We start from the raw sequence: 22,378 nt of genomic DNA on the forward strand, positions 1-22,378 counted from the left end.
TCACCTGCCGCCCCTTCTAAACAAAACCACTTTGATGGTCTCAAGAACAATTAAGATTTCCAGAAAAAAGGAAAGATTATTGATATAGTAAAGGTCGTAACGCAGTTTCTCAACGGAATCCCCCAGGGATGAACCATAGGGATACATCACCTGGGCCCACCCGGTAATCCCGGGTTTAACCGCATGCCTTTCAAGGTAATATGGGGTCACCCGGCTAATTTCCTCAACAAATTCAGGCCGCTCAGGCCTTGGCCCGATAAAGCTCATATCTCCTTTCAGCACATTAACAAGCTGGGGGAGTTCGTCAATTCGTGTCTTTCGCATGAAGGCTCCAATGGGCGTTACTCTGGGATCATTCTGCCGCGCCCAGGATGCACCGGTATCTTTTTCTGCATTGTCAGCCATGGACCTGAACTTAAAAATGGTGAAAGGCGTTCCGTTGACACCCACCCGTTTCTGCAAATAAAAGACAGGGCCTTTAGAGGTAAGCTTAATACCGCATGCGATGACAGGTAACAGGGGCAGGGTGAAAAGCAGAAGGGTTGATGCAAACAACACATCAACGATTCGCTTCATGAGCCGGATAAACGGGGTAATGAGAAAACCACTACTCTGGATAAGCCAGCTTGGATTGATCTCCTCAACCGGAATTTTTCCAGTGGTGACTTCAAAAAAGGAAGGATAATCCATGATCCTGACTCCCATCAGCTTGCAGGTGACAAGCTTCTCGATGATAAGATTCCCCCTCCTTTCCGTCAGGGCGATCACAATGGCATGGGCGTTATAGCGTTTTGACAGTTCAACAATGTCATCAATGGTCCCCACGATGGACGTGGTGGGCACGGTCACCGGATCACTGGCTGTTTTAACATACCCGGCAAGGGTGCGTCGACCCTTTGATGATGCAATCAGCTTTTCAACCTTTTCAGCCATGGCACCGGTACCAAGCACCAGGATGTTTTCGGCAAAGAAAAGAGAATTCGTTGATTTCTGATAAAGGATCTGCCAGCTGTTCTGAAGAATTAAAAAAAACAGCAGTGACAGGAAAAGCTCAACATAAATTCCCCTGAGACTGCTGAAAAGCAACAAAAGGACCGCAAATGAAAGGGCTGCCCCAAGGGCTGAGCGAATCAGTTTTATTTTAAAGATCAGCTTATCAGTGGTGTATACCTCGCACAGAAATGAACTAAAAAGAACCACCGGAAAAAAACAATAATGCCAGAGTAACGGAACTTTGCCTGGAAATGTTGACAGAATAGAGGGTATCAGGGAGATAAACGCAACCAAGACATCCCCCCCCGCCAGAATAGCCAGATTCCTCACAGGGCTTCCCTTTGAAAATAAGGCCAAAAAACCTCCTATATGCTATTTGTTTCTGGGACCGTTCGGGGAATCCATCCCGCTTCCGTCGCTGATGCCGTCCCCGGAATTAGGTGCAGAACCATGACCGGAAAAGGCAGGGACTGCTGCAAAGGATAAAACGAACAGAGTTGACAACAAAGTAACACGTTTTTTCATAACGACTTCCTTAATCGAGCTGCTGCTACAAAAGGCCCTGGGAAAGCGCCTGACAGACCATATGCATTTGCCCCATAAAACTCAAGAAAAATCAACAGATCACCATCATCAAGCCATGCTGCCACGCACAGCAAGAAGATCCGCCCGTTCGTTTCCAGGATGCCCACTGTGCCCCTTTACATGGACGACCTTTAACCGCTTAAACGGTTTCATGAGCTTTCTGATGGATTCGACCAGTTCTACATTGGCCTTGGCCTTCCAGTTCATGGTGAGAATGCCAATGGCATATCTTGAATCGGTATAAAGTGTAACGGGCGTTTCATGATGGTCTTTGACAAATTCAATGCCGAGTTTTATGGCTGTAAGTTCGGCAATGTTATTTGTGGCAGGCCCCAGGCTCTCTGAAATTTCATGGACAATGATGTCATTCTGAATCACCACCACCCCGGAACCTGCCGGGCCGGGATTTCCAGAACAGGCCCCATCGGTATAGATGAAAATGGGGAAATCGCTGGAGATGCTCACTCCATTGTCCCCTGGGCTTTCCTGCGCAGAGACATCCTCCCCTTCAACATCAGATCCAGGCACTGCCAGGGATGGGGCGGGAAGGGAATGTGCAGACGGGTCTGTCAACTGATCAAGCAATTGTGCCGCACGGTTGTTCAATGCATTGATTTGTCTCTGTATCTGTTTTAGTTCATCCACAATGGTCATTATCTGCTCGCATTCCCTTGCCCGTTATTGTGCAGGCAATCTTTTTTATTTAACACGGGTACCTGGCCGTCCGAGATATTCATACAATAGGTTTCTTGAATGCAAAGGGAACCCATAACCCCTATAATGCCGAAAAAAAGCATCATGAACAAGGCATTCTGGTAGTCCGGCGGAGAATAAATCCTTGCGTTGTTGATCATCTTTCCATCCCACCCCATGTCAAGTACAAATCCGAACAACGGCTGAATCAGGCTTGTGCCAAGAAAAGCCCCGGTATTTACAACGCTGACGGCCATGCCAGAAAGATGGGGATTGATGATCTCCTTGGCACAGGCAAAGGTCAGCACAAGTGCCGATCCTGAGAACCCAAGTAAAAAGAAATAAACATAAATCATTGCCCCGCCAGACCATGGGAACGCCACCATCACAACCCAGACAAGAACGTAAACCAGGCTGCCGCACACAAGGATGGGTTTACGCCGTCCCATGCGATCGGAAAGCCAGCCCAGGAACAACGATCCCAGGGCAAAGGCAGCCAGCATCAGGGTAAGATACCGGGCGGCCCATGGCCGGTCAAAACTGTACATGTCCCTTAAATAGGGAATTGCCCAGAGCCCCATGAAAGCGTAAAGCCCGCCGATCATGCCAAACTGAACCCAGAATCCAGCCCACAGCTTGGGCACGACCACGACCCCCACCAGGTCCCTGATCCAGTGCTGTTTTGTTTTCGGAACCCAGGGCTTTCCCTCCATCTCCCGGATGGAAGGGAATCCAAGATCTTCAGGTTGATTCCGGACAAAGAGGATGCCGGCACCGGCAAGGCTGAGGGAGACAATTCCCAGGAAGATAAAAACCGTTCGCCACAGAAAGATCTCAAGGATTGCCGCAAGGGGGCCTGCCGCAAGAATAGAACCCATGTTTCCCACAAACAGCGTCAGGCCGCTCATGAACCCGTATCGTCTCTCGCTGAACCACATGGCGTTGTTTTTCATGATACTCACAAAAACCACAGAGACCCCAAGTCCCACAAGGAGCCTGGCAAACATGGCAACGGGAAAAGAAGGGGCAAGACCAAACAGTATAGACCCTGTTCCGGCAAGGGTGTTGCCAAGGATTATTGCCGTCCGGGGGCCAAGGGTATCGGCAAGCACCCCTGAAGGGATCTGCATCACCGCATACACCCCAAAATAAATTGCCGCAAGGGAGCCCAGGGCCACACCATCGGCATCAAAGGCCCCCATGAGTTCATGGGAAATGATGCCCGGTGACATACGATGAAAGTAGACAAGAATATAGGAGAGCATAAAGACAATAAAAATCAGCCATCTCATGAATTCAAAACGCCTGGATGAATATTCGATCATGCCATTGTCTCCTGCCCCATTGAAAGATCAATTCTCCTGTGAGGCTATCAAATACCACACCACTTCATCGCTATCAACGGGTAAAATGGATCTACAGGCCTTTATTCGTCTCGATTGTTGACACCCTGGCGATAATCCGCTTTTATATGAAACTCGCTTCGACCGGCCGGCGGAAACGGGTGTTGCCCTTCACTCATTCTCGCAGGCCGTCCATGGCCTGCTCCGAGGGAAATGGCAACTCCTTGGACCTCGTGTCCACCGTTGCCATTTAACCCGTTCAGGGCAACACCCGTTCCCACCGGCCTACTACTGTCGAGTTTCATGCTTCGTTGTGTCCGCCAGGACATGTGGGTTTATAAGAAACTCTTGTCGAAACATCATTGTGAAAGTCTCGACTTTAGAGCCCTCTTTGGTTTCCCTGACTGGAACATTGTAAACCAAAGGGGTTAGGATTTTTGCCCTTCCAGGCGTTAAGAAGCGCAGGCTGTTTGAGGACTTTAGCCCGCAGTTCCTGCGCTTTAGTCTGGAAGGGCAGAAATTCCCCCGACGTTTACCGTTCCGGTCAGGGTAACCAAAGAGGGCGGAATGGTACTATCGCCTGCCCGGTATCATCGTGTTTCATATTTCGTTGTGTCCGCTAGGACATGTGGGTTATATGAAACCTAAAAATTGCAGGCTTAACCCAGGGAGCGATAAACCGTATGCAACCAGACCTGAAATCAAAAAGAATAATTGTGGTGGGTGCCGGAACCCGGAGCAGGCAGCATTGATCCGCTCAAGGGGCATCCATATCACCGGGATCCGGGGAGATCTCCTTGTTTCCATGCCGGCCTCTACCTGGGAGAGATGATCAAACGCGCAAAGGTACGTCGGATATTCTTCAGCATCATGGCAGAGGCCATGGCAGTTGCGTCTGCCATGGGCATCACCGTGGAAACCTATGGGGGACGACTCAATTATTATGATTTCCTTGAAAAAAAAGGTTTTTTGGCCAACTTGAAACGCACCGTTTTCCTCAGGATAATGGGGCTCAAATTCAAACGGCTTAAATCCTCAACCCTTCAATCCTTTGAACGTAAACAAAAAACCGAGATCGACTTTTTAACCGGCTACATCACCTCAAACGGACAAACGAACAACATAAAGACACCGGTGAACAGCCAGATAGAAACAATGATCCACGAGATCGAAGCAGGCGAACGGACCATCTCCCCTGCCAACCTTGACGAAATTGTTCTTGCCTAAAGGGCAGTCCCTGACAAGGCAACTGCTAACGGTCAGACAACCCTTTCCGGACCACCATGTCGTTTAGATTCACCCCGGCCGATTCTGCCACCACCGGGCATTTGGCTTTGAACAGAAAGAAAATCCGGTCATCGTCATGGGGCAGTGTCTCATAATTGCCCTGGCCTTTGGCAATAATGAGATCAGCCCGGTCAAAGGCCTGCAAAAAAACGGGGGAACACATATCAAGCACGGTCCCTGGAATGACACCCCCGGAACCAATTGTCGTGACAATGTCTGTTATCCCGGTTTCAACTGCATCTTCAAGTGTAGCGTCGTTCAAAGCCGGCCCTCCCCGAACCACAAAAACCACCCGACCCATATCCATCTTTTCGAGCACCAGACGGTCAAACACAATTTCACCGGCATTGTCGGCAATCCAGAGGATGGCATTGGCCGATACCAGACGGTCAAGGAGATTGTCCATGTCGCCTGTTACCTTGTTTGCCATGGCATAATCAATGGTGTCAAAAATCGTCTCGGTGTCAATCGCTGAAAAGGCACCAAAATCTATGATATTTCCGGCAATGGAGAGCCTGATCGCCGTTTCAAGGGGCGCCTCTGACCTTTCAACCATGGCCCTTAACCCATCCAGCTGATCAAGGCAAAATGCATTACATTGCTTCTTGATTTCTTTATAAGGGTCTTTGTTGCCGGTCACCTCGGCGATGACCGTCTGGATACAGCGGGCCATCATGGGCGGAGACTGGTTCATGTCCATGACGGCCATGGCTGCCAGGCTTTTTTTAAGCACAGTTTGATGAATTTTTTCATCAGCGGTCACAAACCTTGCCGCACCAAGGGCCTGTCGTACAAGGCAGGGGATACAGTCATTGTAAGTCTTCATGCAATACCTTTTGATGATAATTATTTTTTTGGTCATTTGACCATTATTATCCTTGACAACCGATCATACCACGATTACCATTATAGTCAAATGACCAATTAAACTTTACACAAAGGAGCCCAGAGAAGCCAGGATGCCAAGACCCAAACGACCTAGATTCATCGAATCCCACCCGGACGTTCAGGGGTTTACCCCGGATGGAATGGACCATACAGGAGACACGATTCTCCCCATGGAGGAGTTTGAGGCCATACGGCTCAGCGATTATCTGGGGTTTGACCAGTCCCAGGCTGCAGAACAGATGAATGTCTCAAGACAGACCTTTGGACGAATATTAAAACAGGCACGATTCACCCTCTCCCAGGCCCTTGTGACAGGCAAACGGCTCCGGGTCACCGGCGGCTGCTATGAGATGCAGGGCCCCCACAGAAGACGAAGAAGAGGCGGTAGTAACAAAATGGAACAAAAGGAGGAGATCATGGAACAGAGACAAAACAACACAAAAAATGCCGGTCAGGACAAGGACCCGGGCTGGGATAAAGACCAGACTATAAGCCAAGGCAGAGGACAAGGCCAGGGCAGAGGACAGGGCCAGGGCAGAGGCCAAGGCAGAGGCCAGGGAACAGGCCGAGGCAGAGGACAGGGCCAAGGCCTGGGCAAAGGCGACGGAAGCTGCCGGCGGGGAAACCGCTGACCCAAGACAAACCAACCATCAATCAAGGAGGTATAGCATGCCAGGATTTAATCAACAAGGACCCAATAACCAGGGACCTATGACAGGAAGACGCATGGGCGTTTGTGCAAATGGCCCCATGGCAGATTCATCCAATTTGGGGACCCCTTCATACAGGGGAATGGGAATGGGATTCAGAAGAGGAAGGGGCGCTGGCCAGGGCAGAGGTATGGGAATGGGTATGGGACCCTTTGGAGGCAGAGGCTATGGCCCAGCCTACATGGGTGCCGGACAGCCAGGTAACGTTCAAACCGGGACCATGGAAACCTTGAGGCTCAGGGCCGAAATGCTTGAATCGGAACTCAGTTCCATCAAGGAAGCCCTTGCAACCCTTTCCAAATCTTCTGACACAGAATAGGCACAACGGGGGCAGACGTAAAATCTGCCCCCGCACATTCCCAGCAAAGCCAATTTACCAAAGTATTAGTCCTTCCACAGCCTGACAAATACGGCAAAACGAGGGATACCCGTGGTGGTGAAACCCTGGTACCGATAGGTGACAAGGCTTCCTACTGGTGGCGGGTTTTTCCTTTGTTCCTGGGTAAATCCACTGCCGATGTAAAATTCTTTGCCGTCAGCCATGCGAACTTTAACAGCACCCATCAGGCCCACATTCTTTCCTTTGCCGGGTTTATACCCGATCACCACGGCTTCGGCGTCGTCAAAAAGTTTCAACTTGAACAAATCATCACTAGGCCCGTTTTGATAGACTGCCGTTTGCCGGTGGAGCATCAATCCTTCACCGCCTTGACTCACAAGGGATTCGAGCTTTTCCATCAAGGCCTTGTTCGATGGTACACGAAACTGCGCTATGGGCTTGCAATAGGGTGTCAAGGCCAGACCTTCCATGGCTTTAACCCGCTCGGTAAACGTGCCACCATGGGCCGGCAGATCAAACACCATGAACTTGACAGCTTTCCAGCCATCGTGGGGCGTCTGCCTGGTAACGACCGAAACCACCGCCTCATACTGACCCCGGCCGATCCATAGCTCACCATCCATGGGGACTTCCGGAAAATTTTCAACGAACCACAGGGGCGCTGCAAAAAAATTATCCCCCCGGGAGATCAACCGCCTGCCATCCCACCGGGCACGAACCCCATCAAGCTTTTCACTCACCCAGAACTGCCTTACATCGTCATGGCCATCATAAACCGTTGCCAGCATCATGCCGGGTGTTTCAGCTGTAAGAACCGGCACCCGGAGAAAAAGCGTCAAAAACAAAGCCATGGCGCAGGCAATGAAACATTTAAAAAAAAAGGATCTTTCCATGGAATGAACCTCCAAAAATTAATACATGACGGCCCGTTTCGTTTCCCTGGCACTGCAGTCGAAAAAATATGGCCTTATCTATGGACCGAGTATGGGGAAGGTGGCTCCAGCCTCAGGAAAAACAGCCACCCTACTCTCTTTTTTCATCATCCTTGCGGCCCGGTCAACAAGGGCCTGGGGATGGTAAAACTGTTTGAACATGCCAAGCTGCTTCACCTCATGGTCATCCAGGGTCGGCACATGGAACAAAAGCTCATACTGACGAATCAAATGCATGGAGTAATAGAGAAGAAACTTCTCCTCCACATCAATACCCGGCCTCATGGTTTCAAGAAACCACAGGGTTCTTGAGGGTCCAAGGATTTTGAGAATCTGTTTAAGAAGCCATCGGGGAAGTGATCGTTGGGGAAGGACGATATCGTCCAGCCCCTTGTCAGCCTTGAGAAATCCCATGACAACCCCTCCGGGCTTGAGGGCCGGCAGCGAATTTGCCACCCCCTTCATGCTCTGTTTAAAGTTAAAATCCATGGGAAAAGAGTTCACGATGATGCCGTCCACAGCACTTGAAAGACGACGCCCTGAAAGGCCGTGATTAAATGCCACCCCTTTTCTATGGACCTTAACGCCATCCCCTGAAAAAGCGGCGACAATGTTAGCTGAACGGTCAAGACAGACATTGACGCAAAAAACAGGCGCCGCGATCAATGTGCAGGCTTCTTCCAGATCAAGACGAAATGAATTATCTTCCGGGGCCATGCCCACCCGGTTCACAAGATAGGGGGGCCGTGATATCAGCGCATGGTGAACTCCGATGCAGTTGGCCGAGGCAACCCCTGGAAGGATATTTTTGAACCCGCCACCAAAGCCTGCCCAGAGGTGGGGTTCAACAAGACCGATGGCAATGATGAGATCAGACTCAAAAACAGCCTGGTTGAGTTCCACGGGCGTACCCCTTGAAGTGGTGCCAAAAAAATGATTTGCCTTTTCATCAAAGGCATCATGATTTTTCCAGGCAATGCGTGCAAGGGATGCCTTGCCCACCTTTTCTTCCATCTCGGTTCGGGTCATGGCTGTATGGATACCAAGGCCCGGCATCAGGGTGATGCGGTCAAAATCAGCCCCGGCACGTTCAAGCCGGTCCAGGATACGGTCAAAGAAACGATGAACCGGAGTTGGCCGGGTGTTGTCATCCACAATGATGAGGATCTTTTTTTTCTTCAAATCCATGGTTTCAAGGGGTGGCATGCCCATGGGCCGGTCCAGGGCGTGTTCAACCAAAAGGGATTCATCCATCCCAGTACCGGGATGAATATTTTCAGCTGCAGAATCAGGCCAGACCAGATCCCAGGTGTCGGGGACATTAAGGTCAAGGGTGTCATCTCCCCAGGGCAATTGGATGTGCATGATTTTCTCCTATGTGTGTACCTTGTTTTGATAAATATGCGGCAAGACGTCTATCAGTAATAGTTAATTAGAAATAAGATTTTCATACTGTATTTTCAATGATTTTTTTTCTTATGAATTCAATCTTAACTGATGTATATTGGTTGTTCATACAATATTGGGGCTTTTTAAAAAAACACCCCACTGATAACGGAGATAAACCATGGCTCTATATCAACCCAGGATGGATAAAGACAATTGTGGATTTGGTCTGATCGCACATCTTCAAGGCAAAACCAGTCATAAATTAGTCAGGACAGCGATTTCTTCCCTTGCCCGCATGGCCCATCGGGGTGCGATTGGCGCAGATGGAAAAACCGGTGATGGATGCGGCCTTCTCCTGCAAAAGCCAGATCTGTTTTTTCAGGCAATCGCTCAGGAGAACGGGTGGCGCCTGGGCAATCGATACGGTGTGGGGATGCTCTTTTTAAACCCAGACCCTGAAAAACAACAGCAGGCCAGGGATGTGGTTGAAAAAGAATTGGCCAAAGAAACCTTAATTGTTGCCGGATGGAGAAAATTGCCGATTAACCCTGAGGTGCTGGGGGATTTGGCGAAAAAAACGCTTCCGTCCATATATCAGGTGATTATAAATGCCCCGTTTGGCTGGGGGTCCATGGATCTGGAACGTCGATTGTATATGGTCCGCAGGCGGATTGAAAAACAGATGGCCCATGATGAAGAATTCTATATCGCCAGTTTTTCAAATCGGGTGGTGGTATACAAGGGGCTGTGCCGGCCAAAGGATCTGGAATTGTTTTTTACTGATCTTGCTGATTTGAGAATGGAATCAGCCATCTGTCTTTTCCACCAGCGCTTTTCAACCAACACAGTTCCCAGATGGTGCCTGGCTCAACCCTTTCGATATCTTGCCCACAACGGCGAACTCAATACCATTACCGGGAATCGACAATGGGCCAGGGCACGGGCCTATAAACTGAATTCTCCCTTGCTCACAGATATGGCTGAAGCGGCCCCTTTTGTGAATGAAACCGGGTCGGATTCTTCGGCCTTAGACAATATGCTAGAACTGTTCCTTGCCGGTGGAATGGATTTGTTTCGCGCATTCAGGCTTTTAATTCCACCGGCATGGCAGAATCATCCAGACATGGATGAGGATCTCCGGGCATTTTACGATTTTAACTCCATGCACATGGAACCCTGGGACGGACCTGCAGGTATTGTCATGAGTGATGGACGATTCACTGCCTGTGGACTGGATCGGAACGGATTACGGCCGGCCCGGTATGTTGTGACAAAAAATCAATGGATCACCCTGGCATCGGAAGTGGGGATCTGGGATTATGAACCAGATGAAGTCCTTGAGAAAGGACGTGTCAGCCCGGGAGAACTTCTGGTGATCGACACCTTGTCAGGAAAACGATGGACATCCTGGGACATTGATCAGGAACTTAAGTCCCGGCACCCGTATAAAGAATGGATGGGTCAATGCTGCCATTTTTTGAAAGCTGCCACAAAGGACAATCTGGCCATGGCCGCAGAGCAATCCTTTGATGAAGACACCCTGCGCCTGTATCATAAAATCTTTGGATGTTCAAATGAAGAAATCCAGACGGTCATAAGGGTGCTGGGTAATTCTGGCCAGGAGGCAGTGACGTCCATGGGTGATGATGCACCCATGGCGGTATTGTCCACCCAGCATAGAAGCCTGTTTGATTATTTTCGTCAGATGTTTGCCCAGGTAACCAATCCCCCCATTGATCCTTTGCGTGAACGCCATGTGATGAGTCTGGCCACCTGTATTGGCAGGGAAAGAAATGTATTCAACGAAACCCTGGGGCATGCCTGGCGGGTTTCCTTTCAATCACCCGTACTGGTTCACTCTGACCTGGCCCAACTCCTATGCCTGGATCAAACCTACTATAAACATGCTCTGATTGATCTGAATTATGATCCATCTGTCGGCTTGGAACAGGCAGTAAAGAATCTTTGTGCAAAGGCCCTTGAACAGGTCAAAGACAAGACCGTTCTTTTAATTTTATCCGATCGAAATGTATCAAAAACACGAATCCCCATTCCTGCTGCAATGGCGGTTGGCGCGGTTCAGCATACACTTGTGGAAAATAATTTCAGGTGTGATGCCAATATTATCGTTGAAACGGCCAGTGTACGTGACCCCCATCATTTTGCCGTTCTTTTAGGTGTGGGCGCCACCGCTGTTTTCCCTTATCTATCCTATGAAACGCTGGCCCATCTTGAAAAAAATGATTCATTGAATGTATCCTTTGGACAGGCGGTGCTAAACTATCAAAAGGGGATAAACAAGGGATTGCTCAAGATTTTATCCAAAATGGGAATTTCCACCATTGCATCCTACCGATGCTCCCAGCTGTTTGAAGCCGTTGGTTTGGCTGATAATGTTGTAAACTTGTGCTTTAAAGGCATTGCCAGTCGGATCCAGGGCGCAGATTTTCATGATTTTCAGTCAGATCAGCAGGCACTGTCTGCCTTTGCCTGGGAACGCCCGGACCTGCCGGTATCACGGGGAGGACTGTTCAAGTATATCCATGGACATGAATATCATGCCTATAATCCAGATGTGGTTCAGTCCCTTCAACAGGCTGTTGTTTCCAATGATGCTGCGGCCTATGGGAGATATGCTGAACATGTAAACTCCCGGCCCGTGGCCCACCTTCGTGATTTATTTAAAATCAAACAAGACCAGAAAGCCATTTCCATCAACGAAGTGGAGCCGGAACATCATTTTTTTAAACGGTTTGATACCGCTGCCATGTCCATCGGAGCCTTGAGCCAGGAAGCCCATGAGGCCCTTGCCATTGCCATGAACCGGCTGGGCGGTTATTCCAACTCAGGGGAAGGCGGGGAAGATCCCTTGCGATTTCATACAGAACGAGTCTCAAAGATCAAACAGGTGGCGTCGGGCCGGTTTGGGGTAACGCCGTCGTACCTGGTCAACGCTGAAGTGCTTCAGATAAAGATGGCCCAGGGTGCCAAACCCGGAGAAGGCGGGCAGTTGCCCGGCCATAAGGTGACGGTCCAGATCGCTGCCCTTCGGTATGCCACACCGGGAGTGACCCTGATATCGCCGCCACCCCACCATGACATCTACTCAATTGAAGATCTGGCCCAGTTGATCTTTGATCTCAAGCAGGTTAATCCCACGGCGCGGATCAGTGTGAAACTGGTTTCAGAGCCCGGCGTGGGTACCATTGCCACAGGCGTGGTCAAGGCATATGCGGATATGATAACCATATCAGGGTATGACGGCGGTACCGGCGCAAGTCCTTTGACCAGTGTAAAATATGCCGGAAGCCCCTGGGAACTGGGGCTCGCAGAAACCCAGCAGGCATTGGTGGAAAACGGGCTGCGGCATAAGGTTCGCCTCCAGGTGGATGGCGGGTTAAAGACGGGTCTGGATATTATCAAAGCCACTATTCTTGGCGCGGAAAGTTTTGGGTTTGGTACCGGCCCGTTGATTTCCCTGGGTTGCAAATTTTTACGAACCTGTCATTTAAACAATTGTGCTACAGGCGTGGCGACCCAGGATGAGACCCTTAGAAAATGCCATTTCAAGGGGTTGCCTGACCAGGTAATTCGATATTTTACCTTTCTGGTTCACGAAACCCGACAGCTTTTAGCGGAACTGGGTATTGCCCATCTGGTGGATTTAATTGGCAGAACAGACCTGATTGAAGAAATAGAAGGGATCACCCCCCGTCAGAAGAAACTGGACTTGTCAAATGTTTTATATCGTCCAACCCCCCAGCCGGGATGCGCCTTGTATTTTAAAGAAAAAAACACACCCAATGACCCCGGCCGGTTAAACATTAAAATACGAGATAAATTTAAAGACGCAGTAAAAGATAAAACAGGCGGAGACGGGCGTTTTCATATCCAGAATTCAGATCGATCCGTGGGCGCAACGCTTTCAGGACTGATCGCCCGACACCATGGAAATACCGGTATGGAAAATCATCCCGTTACCCTTTATTTTAATGGCAGTGCCGGTCAGAGTTTCGGGGCCTGGAATTGTGGTGGCCTGGATATGATATTATCGGGTGACGCCAATGATTATGTGGGCAAAGGTATGGCAGGCGGCAAGCTGGTTGTCCGACCGCCCCTGGGCGTATCCTATAAATCCCATGAGGCTGTGATTGTTGGCAATACCTGTTTGTACGGGGCAACCGGAGGCCGGTTGTATGTGGCAGGCATGGCCGGAGAGCGATTTGCCGTGAGAAATTCAGGGGCAAAGGCAGTTGTGGAGGGCATTGGTGATAATGGATGCGAGTATATGACCGGTGGAATGGTTACCATTCTTGGCCCCATCGGGGTAAATTTTGCAGCAGGCATGACCGGCGGGTTTGCCTATGTGCTGGATGCGAACAACCGGGTATTCCAACGGACCAATAAAGAGCTGACAGATTTGGTTTCCCTTGAAGATCAGCCTGTACTCCAGGAACATTTAAGAGGGGTTATCAGTGATCATTATGATGAAACCGGCAGCCACCATGCAGAAAGGATTTTGTCCGGTTTTGAGGACTATGCCACCATGTTTAAGCTGGTGAAACCCAAAACAACTGATATTTCAACATTGCTGGGTCATCGGGGGACATCTCCCAGGGAGACCCTGGCCGTGATTCAATAGGAGTTTATCCGATGACCCAGAATATTTATCAATTTATTGAAGTGGATCGGGTGGATCCAAAGAAAAAAAACATCGGGCTGCGCAAGCATCAGTTTGTGGAGATTTATGATGCGTTTCAAAAGTCCCAGGTGCAGATGCAGTCCGACCGTTGTCTAAACTGTGGGAATCCCTATTGCGAGTGGAAATGCCCTTTGCACAATTATATTCCAGACTGGCTCCAGCTGGCAAACGAAGGTAAAATTATCGAAGCGGCAGAGCTTTGCCATCAGACCAACAGCCTGCCGGAAATCTGTGGCAGGGTTTGCCCCCAGGACCGGCTCTGCGAGGGGGCCTGTACGTTAAACACCGGATTTGGGGCGGTGACCATCGGCAGTATCGAAAAGTATATTGTGGATACAGCCTTTGAGATGGGGTGGTGCCCGGATCTTTCCCGGGTGACTGACACAGGTCACAGGGTGGCTGTAATCGGGGCAGGTCCGGCAGGGCTTGCCTGCGCTGATGTTCTCATTCGCAATGGCATCCATCCGGTTGTGTATGACCGTCACCCTGAAATTGGTGGACTGTTAACCTTTGGAATTCCCGCTTTTAAACTTGAAAAACGGGTCATGGAAATTCGTCATAAAATTTTCACCCGCATGGGGATTGAATTTCAGCTGGGTGTTCGTATCGGAGAAGATATTGCCTTTGAAACCCTGCTGGATGATTATGATGCTGTGTTTGTTGCTACAGGCACCTATGGAAATATCCGTGCAGGGCTTAAAAATGAACAGGCACCCGGAGTGTATGATGCCCTGCCCTATTTAATTGCCAACACCGATTATCTCATGAGAATCAAACGTAAACATTATCCCTATGTTGATTTAAGCGGTAAAAAAGTGGTGGTGCTGGGCGGGGGTGATACGGCCATGGACTGCCTGAGAACAGCTATCCGTCAGGATGCGTCTGAAGTGGTCTGCGCCTATAGAAGAGACCAGAAGAATATGCCTGGATCTGCCAAAGAAGTGGCCAATGCAAAGGATGAAGGGGTGAGGTTTGCTTTTAATGTTCAGCCCATGGGGATCGTTGTTGGAAAAAAAGGTCAGGTCACGGGGATAAACCTTGTGTCAACCCGATTGGGCGAACCGGATGAACAGGGCAGAAGGCGGCCTGAAATCGTTACGGGATCAGAAACCATTCTCCAGACCGATGCTGTGATCATGGCATTTGGTTTTGCACCCAGCCCGCCCCAGTGGCTGAAAGAAAATAAGATTAATCTGACAGCAAGAGATTTAATCAAAGCACCTGAACTGGGTCGGTTTCCCTTCCAGACCAGTCATGAACGAGTCTTTGCAGGAGGAGATGCAGTCCGGGGTTCAGACCTGGTTGTTACGGCCATTGCTGAAGGCAGGAAAGCAGCTTTCGGTATTCAGGACTATCTCAAGACTCATACTCAGCACCAGTGATCCGCCTTAAGATCATCAGGATTTACAAATTTTTCTTGTCAAACCAGACAAACAAATAGATGACTTTCACCCAGAAGAATCGGGACAGGACCAAGGGCCCTGTCCCGGTTAATGGAGGAAAAAGGGTTTTCAAGGTTTCACTATATCATAAATGTATACCTCATGTACCTCTTTCGTATAACCGGTATAAAAACCGACGGGCATACCCTCCACGACCTTGGTTCCCCTGTTAAACAGGACCAGGAGTTGCTCCGTAGTAGGATCAACGCACAAGCCTTCAATTTCTCCGGTACGGGTGAACTCACTGAACACCTTCTCCAACTGAACTAATCCGCAGGTTGCCGCGGGATCTGCGTTCACCCGGTACATATGGTCAGGTTCCCAGTAGTTGGCATCCCCGTCATCTGCCGTGATTAGCAGATTATAGTTGTAATAATAAATTCCCTGCTGATACTGGGGTACCGGTTGCAGGTGCATCTTGCCGATATAAGTACCAGTGGTCAGGTCATACTGGTAAAGATACCGGCCATTGCACCAATCCGCCATCCAGGCCACCTTGCGCAACGGATCTACGGTTATGGCACAGACTTCAATCTGGCCGGATGCCTCATCAAACGGGATAGAACGCTTATACTCCAGGGTTTCAGCATCGAATATGGCAATCTGGATGTTGAAACCTCTCCCATCCTTAAACTCTTCAGCACCGATATACAGCTCACCATTATAGTAGTCTATATCTCCTATGTGATTGCACACGGCATCTTTGGGAAATGTTTTAAACGGTTTTTTATTTTCCAGGGCCACATTCCCATTTTTATCGCACTTGTAAAGAGCCCTGCTGTCACTGACGTAGTAATAAGTGCCATCCGTTGTTATTCCCTGTCTTCCGGGCACCTGGATAACCTTGGCCAATCGGTAGGAATACAGATTGCCTTCATCGTCACCCGGGATATCGGCACACACCGCAATTGGAATAAGCATTGCAACCATTGTAACGATCATCAGAACACTCAAAATTTTCATTTTACGCAACATCTCACTCTCCTTTTTATTTTCACTGCAAGGCCCTGTTAGAAGTTAAAAAATTATTTTTTTGCTAAAAACTATACCTTGATTTCATTACTCTGCGCCCCTTCAAATTAAAAAACAAAATGATCACCATATTGAAAATAAATATCAACGAAACATGGATATTTTGCTAACCTATGTTCAAAACATCAGCAAAACACATGCCAAAATCTATTTTTTTGTCAAATATTCCCGCAGCAGTATCTGTCACTATTTTTGTTTTTTTACCTTGCAGTAACTCTTATCCATGTTATTACAGGTATGGTCAACCACTTGAATTGACTATAACCGGCACGGCCGGAGCGAGGTATGGCTCCGGCATCAACGAATTTTGAAACACCTTCATTGACAATGCTTTGGCGAGTGTTTCATATAAAAAATCAAAATGATGCCGGAGTGTTTTTTCTTAAACTGCCGCGGGGACTGTCCGTTATTTTTACAATATGTAAACTCGTCTTCAAAGGATAAAAAGGCGTTTTTTGTCAAGGATACTATAAAGAGGTAAAGGTAGAACCCGTTGTCAGGCAGGTGATTGATATAGACATCACAAAAGTCGTGACAGTTATGAAGAATGGTTACGGGGAAAGGCAACCGATGAAAAGCATGAACAGCGATAGATTGATTTTAGCCGGCGATATCGGAGGGACCAAGACAAACCTTGCCCTCTATTCCAATGGAAGAATCAGACCGGTTGCTCAGGTTATAGAATCATATTCGAGCCGGGATGAGCTCAACCTGGAAAGTATCGTCGAACAGTTTTTTGAAAAACACCCGGCATCCATATCCGAGGCCTGCTTTGCCATTGCCGGCCCTGTCATGGATGGCCGGTGCAAGACCACCAACCTGCCCTGGAATGTTTCAGAACAAGGTATAAAACGGCGTTTCGGGTGGAAGGTACGACTTATCAACGATCTTGCCGCAACCGCCTTGAGCATACCCCTCTTACATAGCCGTGAACTCCACCCTTTAAACACCGCCATGCCCCGAAAAGGGGGTAACATTGCCCTGGTTGCACCGGGCACGGGTCTTGGAACCTCGGTCCTTGTTTGGTATGACGGAAAATATACTCCTATTGCTTCCGAAGGCGGGCATGTTGATTTTGCCCCCACTGACAAGGCCCAGGCGCTCCTGTGGAGGCACATGTTCGAGCATTACGGCCATGTAAGCATCGAGAGAATTGTATCAGGGATGGGCATTTTGAACATCTTCTCGTATCTGAAAGAAACAGGAAAAGATCCGGCCCCTGGCTGGCTGGCCCGGGACATGGAGAGAATGGATCCGGCCCGCGCAATTACAGAGGCCGCCATACAAAAAAAAGACCCTCTCTGCGTGAAGGTCCTGGGCATGTTCACCTCCATCCTAGGATCGATCGCCGGAAACCTCGCCCTCACCGTTCTGGCCACCGGTGGCGTCTATTTAGGCGGAGGCATTCCCCCTAAAATTTTGCCCGCATTGGCTGATGACGTCTTCATGAATGCCTTTACAGGCAAAGGACGTTTTAAGGACCTTCTTGAAAAAATATCCGTGCAAGTCATCCTTAATGACCGTGCAGCCATCCTAGGGGCGGCACGTTGTGCCTTGGAAATGGTAATTTGATTTTTTTAAAAAGATTACCTAACCTTTCTGCACACGGACAAAATTAAAGTTTTGAGGGGAGGTTCCAGTAAAATAAGAACTCTTGAAAGAACCGGGACAGAACCCAGAGGGACCTGTCCCGGTCAATGGAAAAAAGAGGGATTATAAAAGGTCGCTGTAGAAATCGTTACCCTTGTCATCAACGATGATAAAGGCAGGAAAATCCTCCACAGTCATCATGAAAACCGCCTCCATGCCGAGCTCCTCATACTCCACAAGCTCGACCTTTTTGATGAAATCACGTCCGAGCCTTGCAGCAGGACCACCCGGCGAACCCAGATAAAATCCGCCAAATTTTTTGCAGGCATCTGTCACCTGCTGGGAACGGTTGCCCTTGGCCAGCATGATCATGGAACCACCCTGGGCCTGGAACACGGGGACATAGGGATCCATTCTTCCGGCTGTTGTGGGTCCAAAGGAACCCGATGCCTGACCGTCGGGGGTCTTGGCAGGTCCTGCATAGTAGATGATATGGTTTTTGGTGTAATCGGGTAAGCCCTCTCCCCGGTCCAGTCGCTCCTGGAACTTTGAATGGGCAATGTCCCTTGCCACGATGATCTTGCCCGACAGAACCAGCCTTGTGGCAACGGGGTATTTACTCAGCTGGGCACGGATCTCGTCCATGGGACGATTGAGATCCACCCGGACCGCTTCGGCCATTTCAGGCTCTTTGACCGGCAGATACTGGGCTGGATTGGCTTCAAGACGTTCAAGGAAAATACCGTCCCGGTTAATCTTTGCCTTGATCTGGCGGTCGGCCGAACAGCTCACTCCGATGCCCACAGGACACGATGCCCCATGGCGGGGAAGGCGGACCACCCTCACATCAATGGCAAAATGCTTGCCGCCGAACTGGGCCCCAAGGCCAAGCTTCTGGGCCCGGGCCAGCACTTTTTTCTCGATCTCAACATCCCTGAAGGCATGGCCTGTATCATCACCCTCGGTGGGCAGGGTATCCAGATAACGGGCAGATGCAAGCTTCACCGTCTTGAGATTGGCTTCGGCAGAGGTGCCGCCGATGACAAAGGCAAGGTAATAGGGTGGACAGGCTGCCGTGCCAAGGCTCTTCATCTTTTCGGTCATGAAATCAAGCAGAATCTCCTCGGAGTTGAGTACGGCCTTGGTCATCTGAAAGAGAAAGGTCTTGTTGGCAGATCCACCGCCCTTGGCCATGAACAAGAATCGATACTCGTCACCCTGGACCGCGTAGAGATCGATCTGGGCCGGCAGATTGCACCGGGTGTTTTTCTCATCGTACATGGTGATGGGCGCATTCTGGGAATACCGGAGATAGTTCTCGGTATAGGCCGTGAACACCCCTTTGGAAAGGGCCTCTTCATCGTCGAATCCGGTCCAGACCCCCTGCCCTTTTTTGCCCATGACAATGGCCGTGCCCGTGTCCTGGCACATGGGATAAACCATATCGGCTGCGATCACGGCATTTTTCAACAGTTCAAGGGCAATGTAGCGATCATTGTCGCTGCTTTCAGGATCATCAATGATCCCCTTGAGTTTTTCCAGATGGCTTGCCCGGTAGAGATGGGCCACATCCTTGAACGCTTTTTGAGCAACAAGCTCAAGGGCTGCGGGATCGACCACAAGAACATCCTTGCCGTTGAAGCTTTCCACCTTGACATGGTCTTTGGATACAAGCTTGTACGCTGTATCATCCTTGCCCAGGGGAAACATGGGCGTATAATTAAATTGAGTCATGTTCTCTCCTTATCACTTGACCATGGCCATCTTGCGCCTCAGATAGGCGATCTGGGTCTGGTGGGGAAGGTCCTTGGGGCAATAATCCTGGCAACCCAGAAGGGTCATGCAGCCAAACACCCCGTCGTCGTCACCGATGATCTCGTAGAAATCTGTGTCAGACCGCTTGTCCCGGGGGTCAAGGGAATATCGGGCAAGGCGCATGAAACCAACGGCTCCAAGGAAACCGTCCCGCATCCGTTTGGTGGCACAGGCTGAAATACAGCAGCCGCACTCCACGCACCGCTCAAGCTCGTAGATTTCATCAGCAGTGTCAGGATCCATGCGCTCTTCAAGTTTGCAGAGGTCCACATTTTCCGCGCACTTGTCATGGATCCAGCTTTCCACCCGCTCACTCATCTGGCGCATGAATTTTCCGGTGTTCACAGAAAGATCGCCGATGAGCTCAAAACCGGGCAGGGGCAGCAGAGTGATCTCGCCGTCAGGGAACTTGGAGGTCAAGGTTCGACAGGCAAGGTCGGGTGCACCGTTGATGACCATGCCACAGCTTCCGCAGATGCCTGCCCGGCAGATGAAATCAAACTGAAGGGAGGGATCCTGGTTCTCCCGGATATCGTTAAGGGCGATGAAGATGGTCATGCCCGGGGCCTCCACAACCTCGTAGGTCTTCATCTCAGGTGTATCCCCCTTGAGCTGGGGGTTGTATCGTAAAATGTGAAATTTTAAGGTTCTTTCCTGGTCACTCATTATTTAAATCCCCTCCCTATGCGCTCGTTCTTTCCTTTGAATTTTTCCGGTATGTCAATGGGATTGAGGAGTTCCTGAATCTCAAAGCGATCTGCGTCTGGATTGGCCTTTTTTATCTCATTGATCTGGGCAACCCTTTTTTCCGTGTCCGGGTGATGGATGGTGTTGTCGACCCCATAGCCCCTGGAGCCCGGAGGCATCTCCATTTTCATGATGTCCAGGGCTTCGTAGGAAACTTCAGGCAGATCCATGTCCTCTGAAGGCCAGGACGTAATGGTTCTCTTGAGCCAGTCCCGGTCGTTTCTTTCAGGGAAGTCTTCCCTGGCATGGGCGCCCCGGCTTTCGGTTCTGAGCATGGCACCATAGGCCACGCACTGGGCAAGCTTTATCATCTTGGGCACCCGGATGGCCTCCACAAGTTCAGGGTTGGACGAGGAGATGCGGTTTCTGATGGCGATATTCTTTGCCCGCTGGTTGAGGACTTTCAGCTCCTCCACGGCCTTTTCAAGATCTGCCTGATTCCTGAAGATTCCCACCTTGTCCATCATGATTTCCTGCATCTCTTTCTTGAGCTTAAAGGGGTTTTCTCCGGTGTCCCGGTTAAGGAGTTTGACAAGCTTGCGCTCTTCACGTTTTACAAATTTTTCAATGAGTTTTGTGTTGATGTTGAGGGTGGTTTTGGCACAATGGTCTGCCACAAACTCACCCACGATCATGCCGGCCACAACGGTCTCGGCAACCGAGTTGCCCCCAAGCCGGTTAAAGCCGTGCATATCCCAGCAGGCACCCTCGCCCGCTGAAAAAAGGCCCTTAAGGGTGGGACTTTCGCCCGTGGGCTTGGTTCTGATTCCACCCATGGAATAATGCTGGGTGGGCCGGACAGGAATGAAATCCTTGACAGGATCAATACCAAGGAAGTACTCGCAGATCTCCTTGACCTCCCGAAGGTTCTTGTTGATATGTTTTTCCCCAAGCAGAGTGATATCAAGCCAGAGGTGATCCCCATATCTTGAAGAAACGCCCTTGCCCTTTCTCATGTGCTCGGTCATGCGCCTGGAGACAACGTCCCTTGAGGCAAGCTCTTTTTTATCGGGCTCGTAGTCAGGCATAAACCTGTAACCGTCCTTGTCCAGCAACAGCCCGCCGTCGCCGCGGCAACCCTCGGTGGTAAGAATACCCACGGGAACAATGGCCGTGGGATGGAACTGGACCGCCTCCATGTTACCAAGGGTGGCAATCCCGGTTTCAAGGGCAATGGCGGAACCGATTCCCTCAGAGATGACGGCATTGGTCGTCACTGCGTAGAGACGGCCGTAACCACCGGTGGCAATCGTGGTGGCCTTGGCCACATAGGCGATGAGCTCACCCGTGACAAGATCCCTGACAACTGCGCCGGAACAGACACCGTCCTCGTGGATAAGGGCAATGGCCTCTTTTCGTTCATGGACCTGGATACCAAGTTCAATGGCCTTGTTGTCCATGGCGTAGAGCATGGTGTGGCCGGTGCCGTCACTGGTAAAACAGGTGCGCCATTTTTTCGTTCCGCCGAAATCCCTTGAGGTGATGAGCCCGTGGCAGTCCTTCTTTTCAGTGATGGTAACCTTTTTACCGTTGATCACCACCTGGCGATCGCCTTTTTTCACCCGGCTCCAGGGAACCCCCCAGGCCGTGAGCTGGCGGATGGCCTTGGGAGCCGTGTTCACGAACATCCTTGCCACATCCTGGTCACATCCCCAGTCGCTGCCCTTGACCGTGTCTTCAAAATGGACCTCTTCGTTGTCCCCCTCACCCTTGATACTGGCGCCAAGACTTGCCTGCATGCCGCCCTGGGCCGCAGCCGAATGGGATCGCTTTGCAGGCATAAGCGAAAGTACAATGGTATCATACCCCCGCTGCGTGGATGCGATGGCGACTCTCAATCCCGCAAGACCGCCACCAATGACCAGTGAATCCGTATATATGACTTTCATC

General features: G+C 50.1%; 18 protein-coding genes. 6 read left to right on the plus strand and 12 right to left on the minus strand.

Going from position 1 to position 22,378, the window contains the following annotated elements; genetic code table 11:
* The 5 genes from HRM2_RS15925 to HRM2_RS26650 all read right to left on the minus strand — a co-directional run bounded on the left by HRM2_RS15925 (position 1) and on the right by HRM2_RS26650 (position 3,919).
* Positions 1 to 1,350: a TIGR03013 family XrtA/PEP-CTERM system glycosyltransferase gene (locus tag HRM2_RS15925; protein ID WP_148214649.1), complete on the minus strand. Its 1,350-nt coding sequence runs from the start codon at positions 1,348 to 1,350 to the stop codon at positions 1 to 3.
* 15 nt (positions 1,351 to 1,365) lie between these two features.
* The gene (locus HRM2_RS27130) at positions 1,366 to 1,518 is read right to left on the minus strand and encodes a hypothetical protein (RefSeq protein WP_187149264.1); all 153 of its coding nucleotides are present in this window, start codon (positions 1,516 to 1,518) and stop codon (positions 1,366 to 1,368) included.
* A 108-nt stretch (positions 1,519 to 1,626) separates the two neighbouring features.
* Entirely contained in the window at positions 1,627 to 2,232 is a 606-nt protein-coding gene (locus HRM2_RS25400) for a ribonuclease HI (protein WP_015905068.1), read from the minus strand.
* Positions 2,232 to 3,596 (minus strand): MFS transporter, encoded by a 1,365-nt coding sequence (locus tag HRM2_RS15935; RefSeq protein WP_015905069.1) that lies wholly within the window; start codon positions 3,594 to 3,596, stop codon positions 2,232 to 2,234. Before HRM2_RS15935 ends, HRM2_RS25400 begins: the two co-directional genes overlap by 1 nt.
* 101 nt (positions 3,597 to 3,697) lie before the next feature.
* Complete coding sequence (locus tag HRM2_RS26650) at positions 3,698 to 3,919, minus strand: hypothetical protein (protein ID WP_015905070.1); 222 nt, start codon at positions 3,917 to 3,919, stop codon at positions 3,698 to 3,700.
* A gap of 418 nt (positions 3,920 to 4,337) precedes the next feature.
* On the opposite strand from HRM2_RS26650, the gene HRM2_RS15940 reads away from it, so the two are divergent.
* Positions 4,338 to 4,841, plus strand: coding sequence for a ketopantoate reductase family protein (locus tag HRM2_RS15940; protein WP_015905071.1), 504 nt, complete (start codon positions 4,338 to 4,340; stop codon positions 4,839 to 4,841).
* A 25-nt stretch (positions 4,842 to 4,866) separates the two neighbouring features.
* Here the strand turns inward: HRM2_RS15940 and HRM2_RS15945 are convergent, their stop codons facing one another.
* Positions 4,867 to 5,763 carry a damage-control phosphatase ARMT1 family protein gene (locus HRM2_RS15945; protein WP_232364049.1) on the minus strand — a complete coding sequence of 299 codons (897 nt, stop codon included), beginning with the start codon at positions 5,761 to 5,763 and terminating at the stop codon, positions 4,867 to 4,869.
* A 97-nt stretch (positions 5,764 to 5,860) separates the two neighbouring features.
* On the opposite strand from HRM2_RS15945, the gene HRM2_RS15950 reads away from it, so the two are divergent.
* Together HRM2_RS15950 and HRM2_RS15955 are read left to right on the plus strand one after the other, a co-directional pair.
* Complete coding sequence (locus HRM2_RS15950) at positions 5,861 to 6,421, plus strand: DUF134 domain-containing protein (RefSeq protein WP_015905073.1); 561 nt, start codon at positions 5,861 to 5,863, stop codon at positions 6,419 to 6,421.
* A 37-nt stretch (positions 6,422 to 6,458) separates the two neighbouring features.
* Positions 6,459 to 6,818 (plus strand): DUF5320 domain-containing protein, encoded by a 360-nt coding sequence (locus HRM2_RS15955; protein WP_041273321.1) that lies wholly within the window; start codon positions 6,459 to 6,461, stop codon positions 6,816 to 6,818.
* Positions 6,819 to 6,883: 65 nt separating this feature from the next.
* Here HRM2_RS15955 and HRM2_RS15960 read toward each other — a convergent pair whose 3' ends face one another.
* Both HRM2_RS15960 and HRM2_RS15965 read right to left on the minus strand, forming a co-directional pair.
* Positions 6,884 to 7,732, minus strand: a complete 849-nt coding sequence (locus tag HRM2_RS15960; RefSeq protein ID WP_015905075.1) for a DNA ligase — start codon at positions 7,730 to 7,732, stop codon at positions 6,884 to 6,886.
* Between the two features lie 78 nt (positions 7,733 to 7,810).
* Entirely contained in the window at positions 7,811 to 9,136 is a 1,326-nt protein-coding gene (locus HRM2_RS15965; protein WP_015905076.1) for a lactate racemase domain-containing protein, read from the minus strand.
* A 202-nt stretch (positions 9,137 to 9,338) separates the two neighbouring features.
* Between HRM2_RS15965 and gltB the strand changes: the two genes are divergently transcribed.
* A complete protein-coding gene (gene gltB, locus HRM2_RS15970; protein ID WP_015905077.1) occupies positions 9,339 to 13,802 on the plus strand; it encodes a glutamate synthase large subunit in 4,464 nt (1,487 codons plus the stop codon).
* 11 nt (positions 13,803 to 13,813) lie between these two features.
* Entirely contained in the window at positions 13,814 to 15,244 is a 1,431-nt protein-coding gene (locus tag HRM2_RS15975) for an FAD-dependent oxidoreductase (protein ID WP_015905078.1), read from the plus strand.
* A 129-nt stretch (positions 15,245 to 15,373) separates the two neighbouring features.
* On the opposite strand, the gene HRM2_RS15980 is transcribed toward HRM2_RS15975, so the two are convergent.
* Positions 15,374 to 16,279 carry a YncE family protein gene (locus HRM2_RS15980; RefSeq protein ID WP_015905079.1) on the minus strand — a complete coding sequence of 302 codons (906 nt, stop codon included), beginning with the start codon at positions 16,277 to 16,279 and terminating at the stop codon, positions 15,374 to 15,376.
* Positions 16,280 to 16,906: 627 nt separating this feature from the next.
* On the opposite strand from HRM2_RS15980, the gene glk reads away from it, so the two are divergent.
* The gene (glk, locus tag HRM2_RS15985; RefSeq protein WP_015905080.1) at positions 16,907 to 17,908 is read left to right on the plus strand and encodes a glucokinase; all 1,002 of its coding nucleotides are present in this window, start codon (positions 16,907 to 16,909) and stop codon (positions 17,906 to 17,908) included.
* 141 nt (positions 17,909 to 18,049) lie between these two features.
* Here the strand turns inward: glk and HRM2_RS15990 are convergent, their stop codons facing one another.
* From HRM2_RS15990 to HRM2_RS16000, 3 genes are read right to left on the minus strand one after another with little or no spacing between them, the layout of a single operon-like run.
* Positions 18,050 to 19,660: a fumarate hydratase gene (locus tag HRM2_RS15990; RefSeq protein ID WP_015905081.1), complete on the minus strand. Its 1,611-nt coding sequence runs from the start codon at positions 19,658 to 19,660 to the stop codon at positions 18,050 to 18,052.
* Positions 19,661 to 19,672: 12 nt separating this feature from the next.
* Entirely contained in the window at positions 19,673 to 20,407 is a 735-nt protein-coding gene (locus HRM2_RS15995) for a fumarate reductase iron-sulfur subunit (RefSeq protein ID WP_015905082.1), read from the minus strand.
* Positions 20,407 to 22,377 carry a fumarate reductase flavoprotein subunit gene (locus HRM2_RS16000; RefSeq protein ID WP_015905083.1) on the minus strand — a complete coding sequence of 657 codons (1,971 nt, stop codon included), beginning with the start codon at positions 22,375 to 22,377 and terminating at the stop codon, positions 20,407 to 20,409. The genes HRM2_RS15995 and HRM2_RS16000 overlap by 1 nt, the downstream gene beginning before the upstream one ends.
* Position 22,378 lies beyond the last annotated feature (1 nt).

It is taken from the genome of Desulforapulum autotrophicum HRM2 (genome assembly GCF_000020365.1).
GTDB classification, from domain to species: Bacteria; Desulfobacterota; Desulfobacteria; order Desulfobacterales; family Desulfobacteraceae; genus Desulforapulum; species Desulforapulum autotrophicum.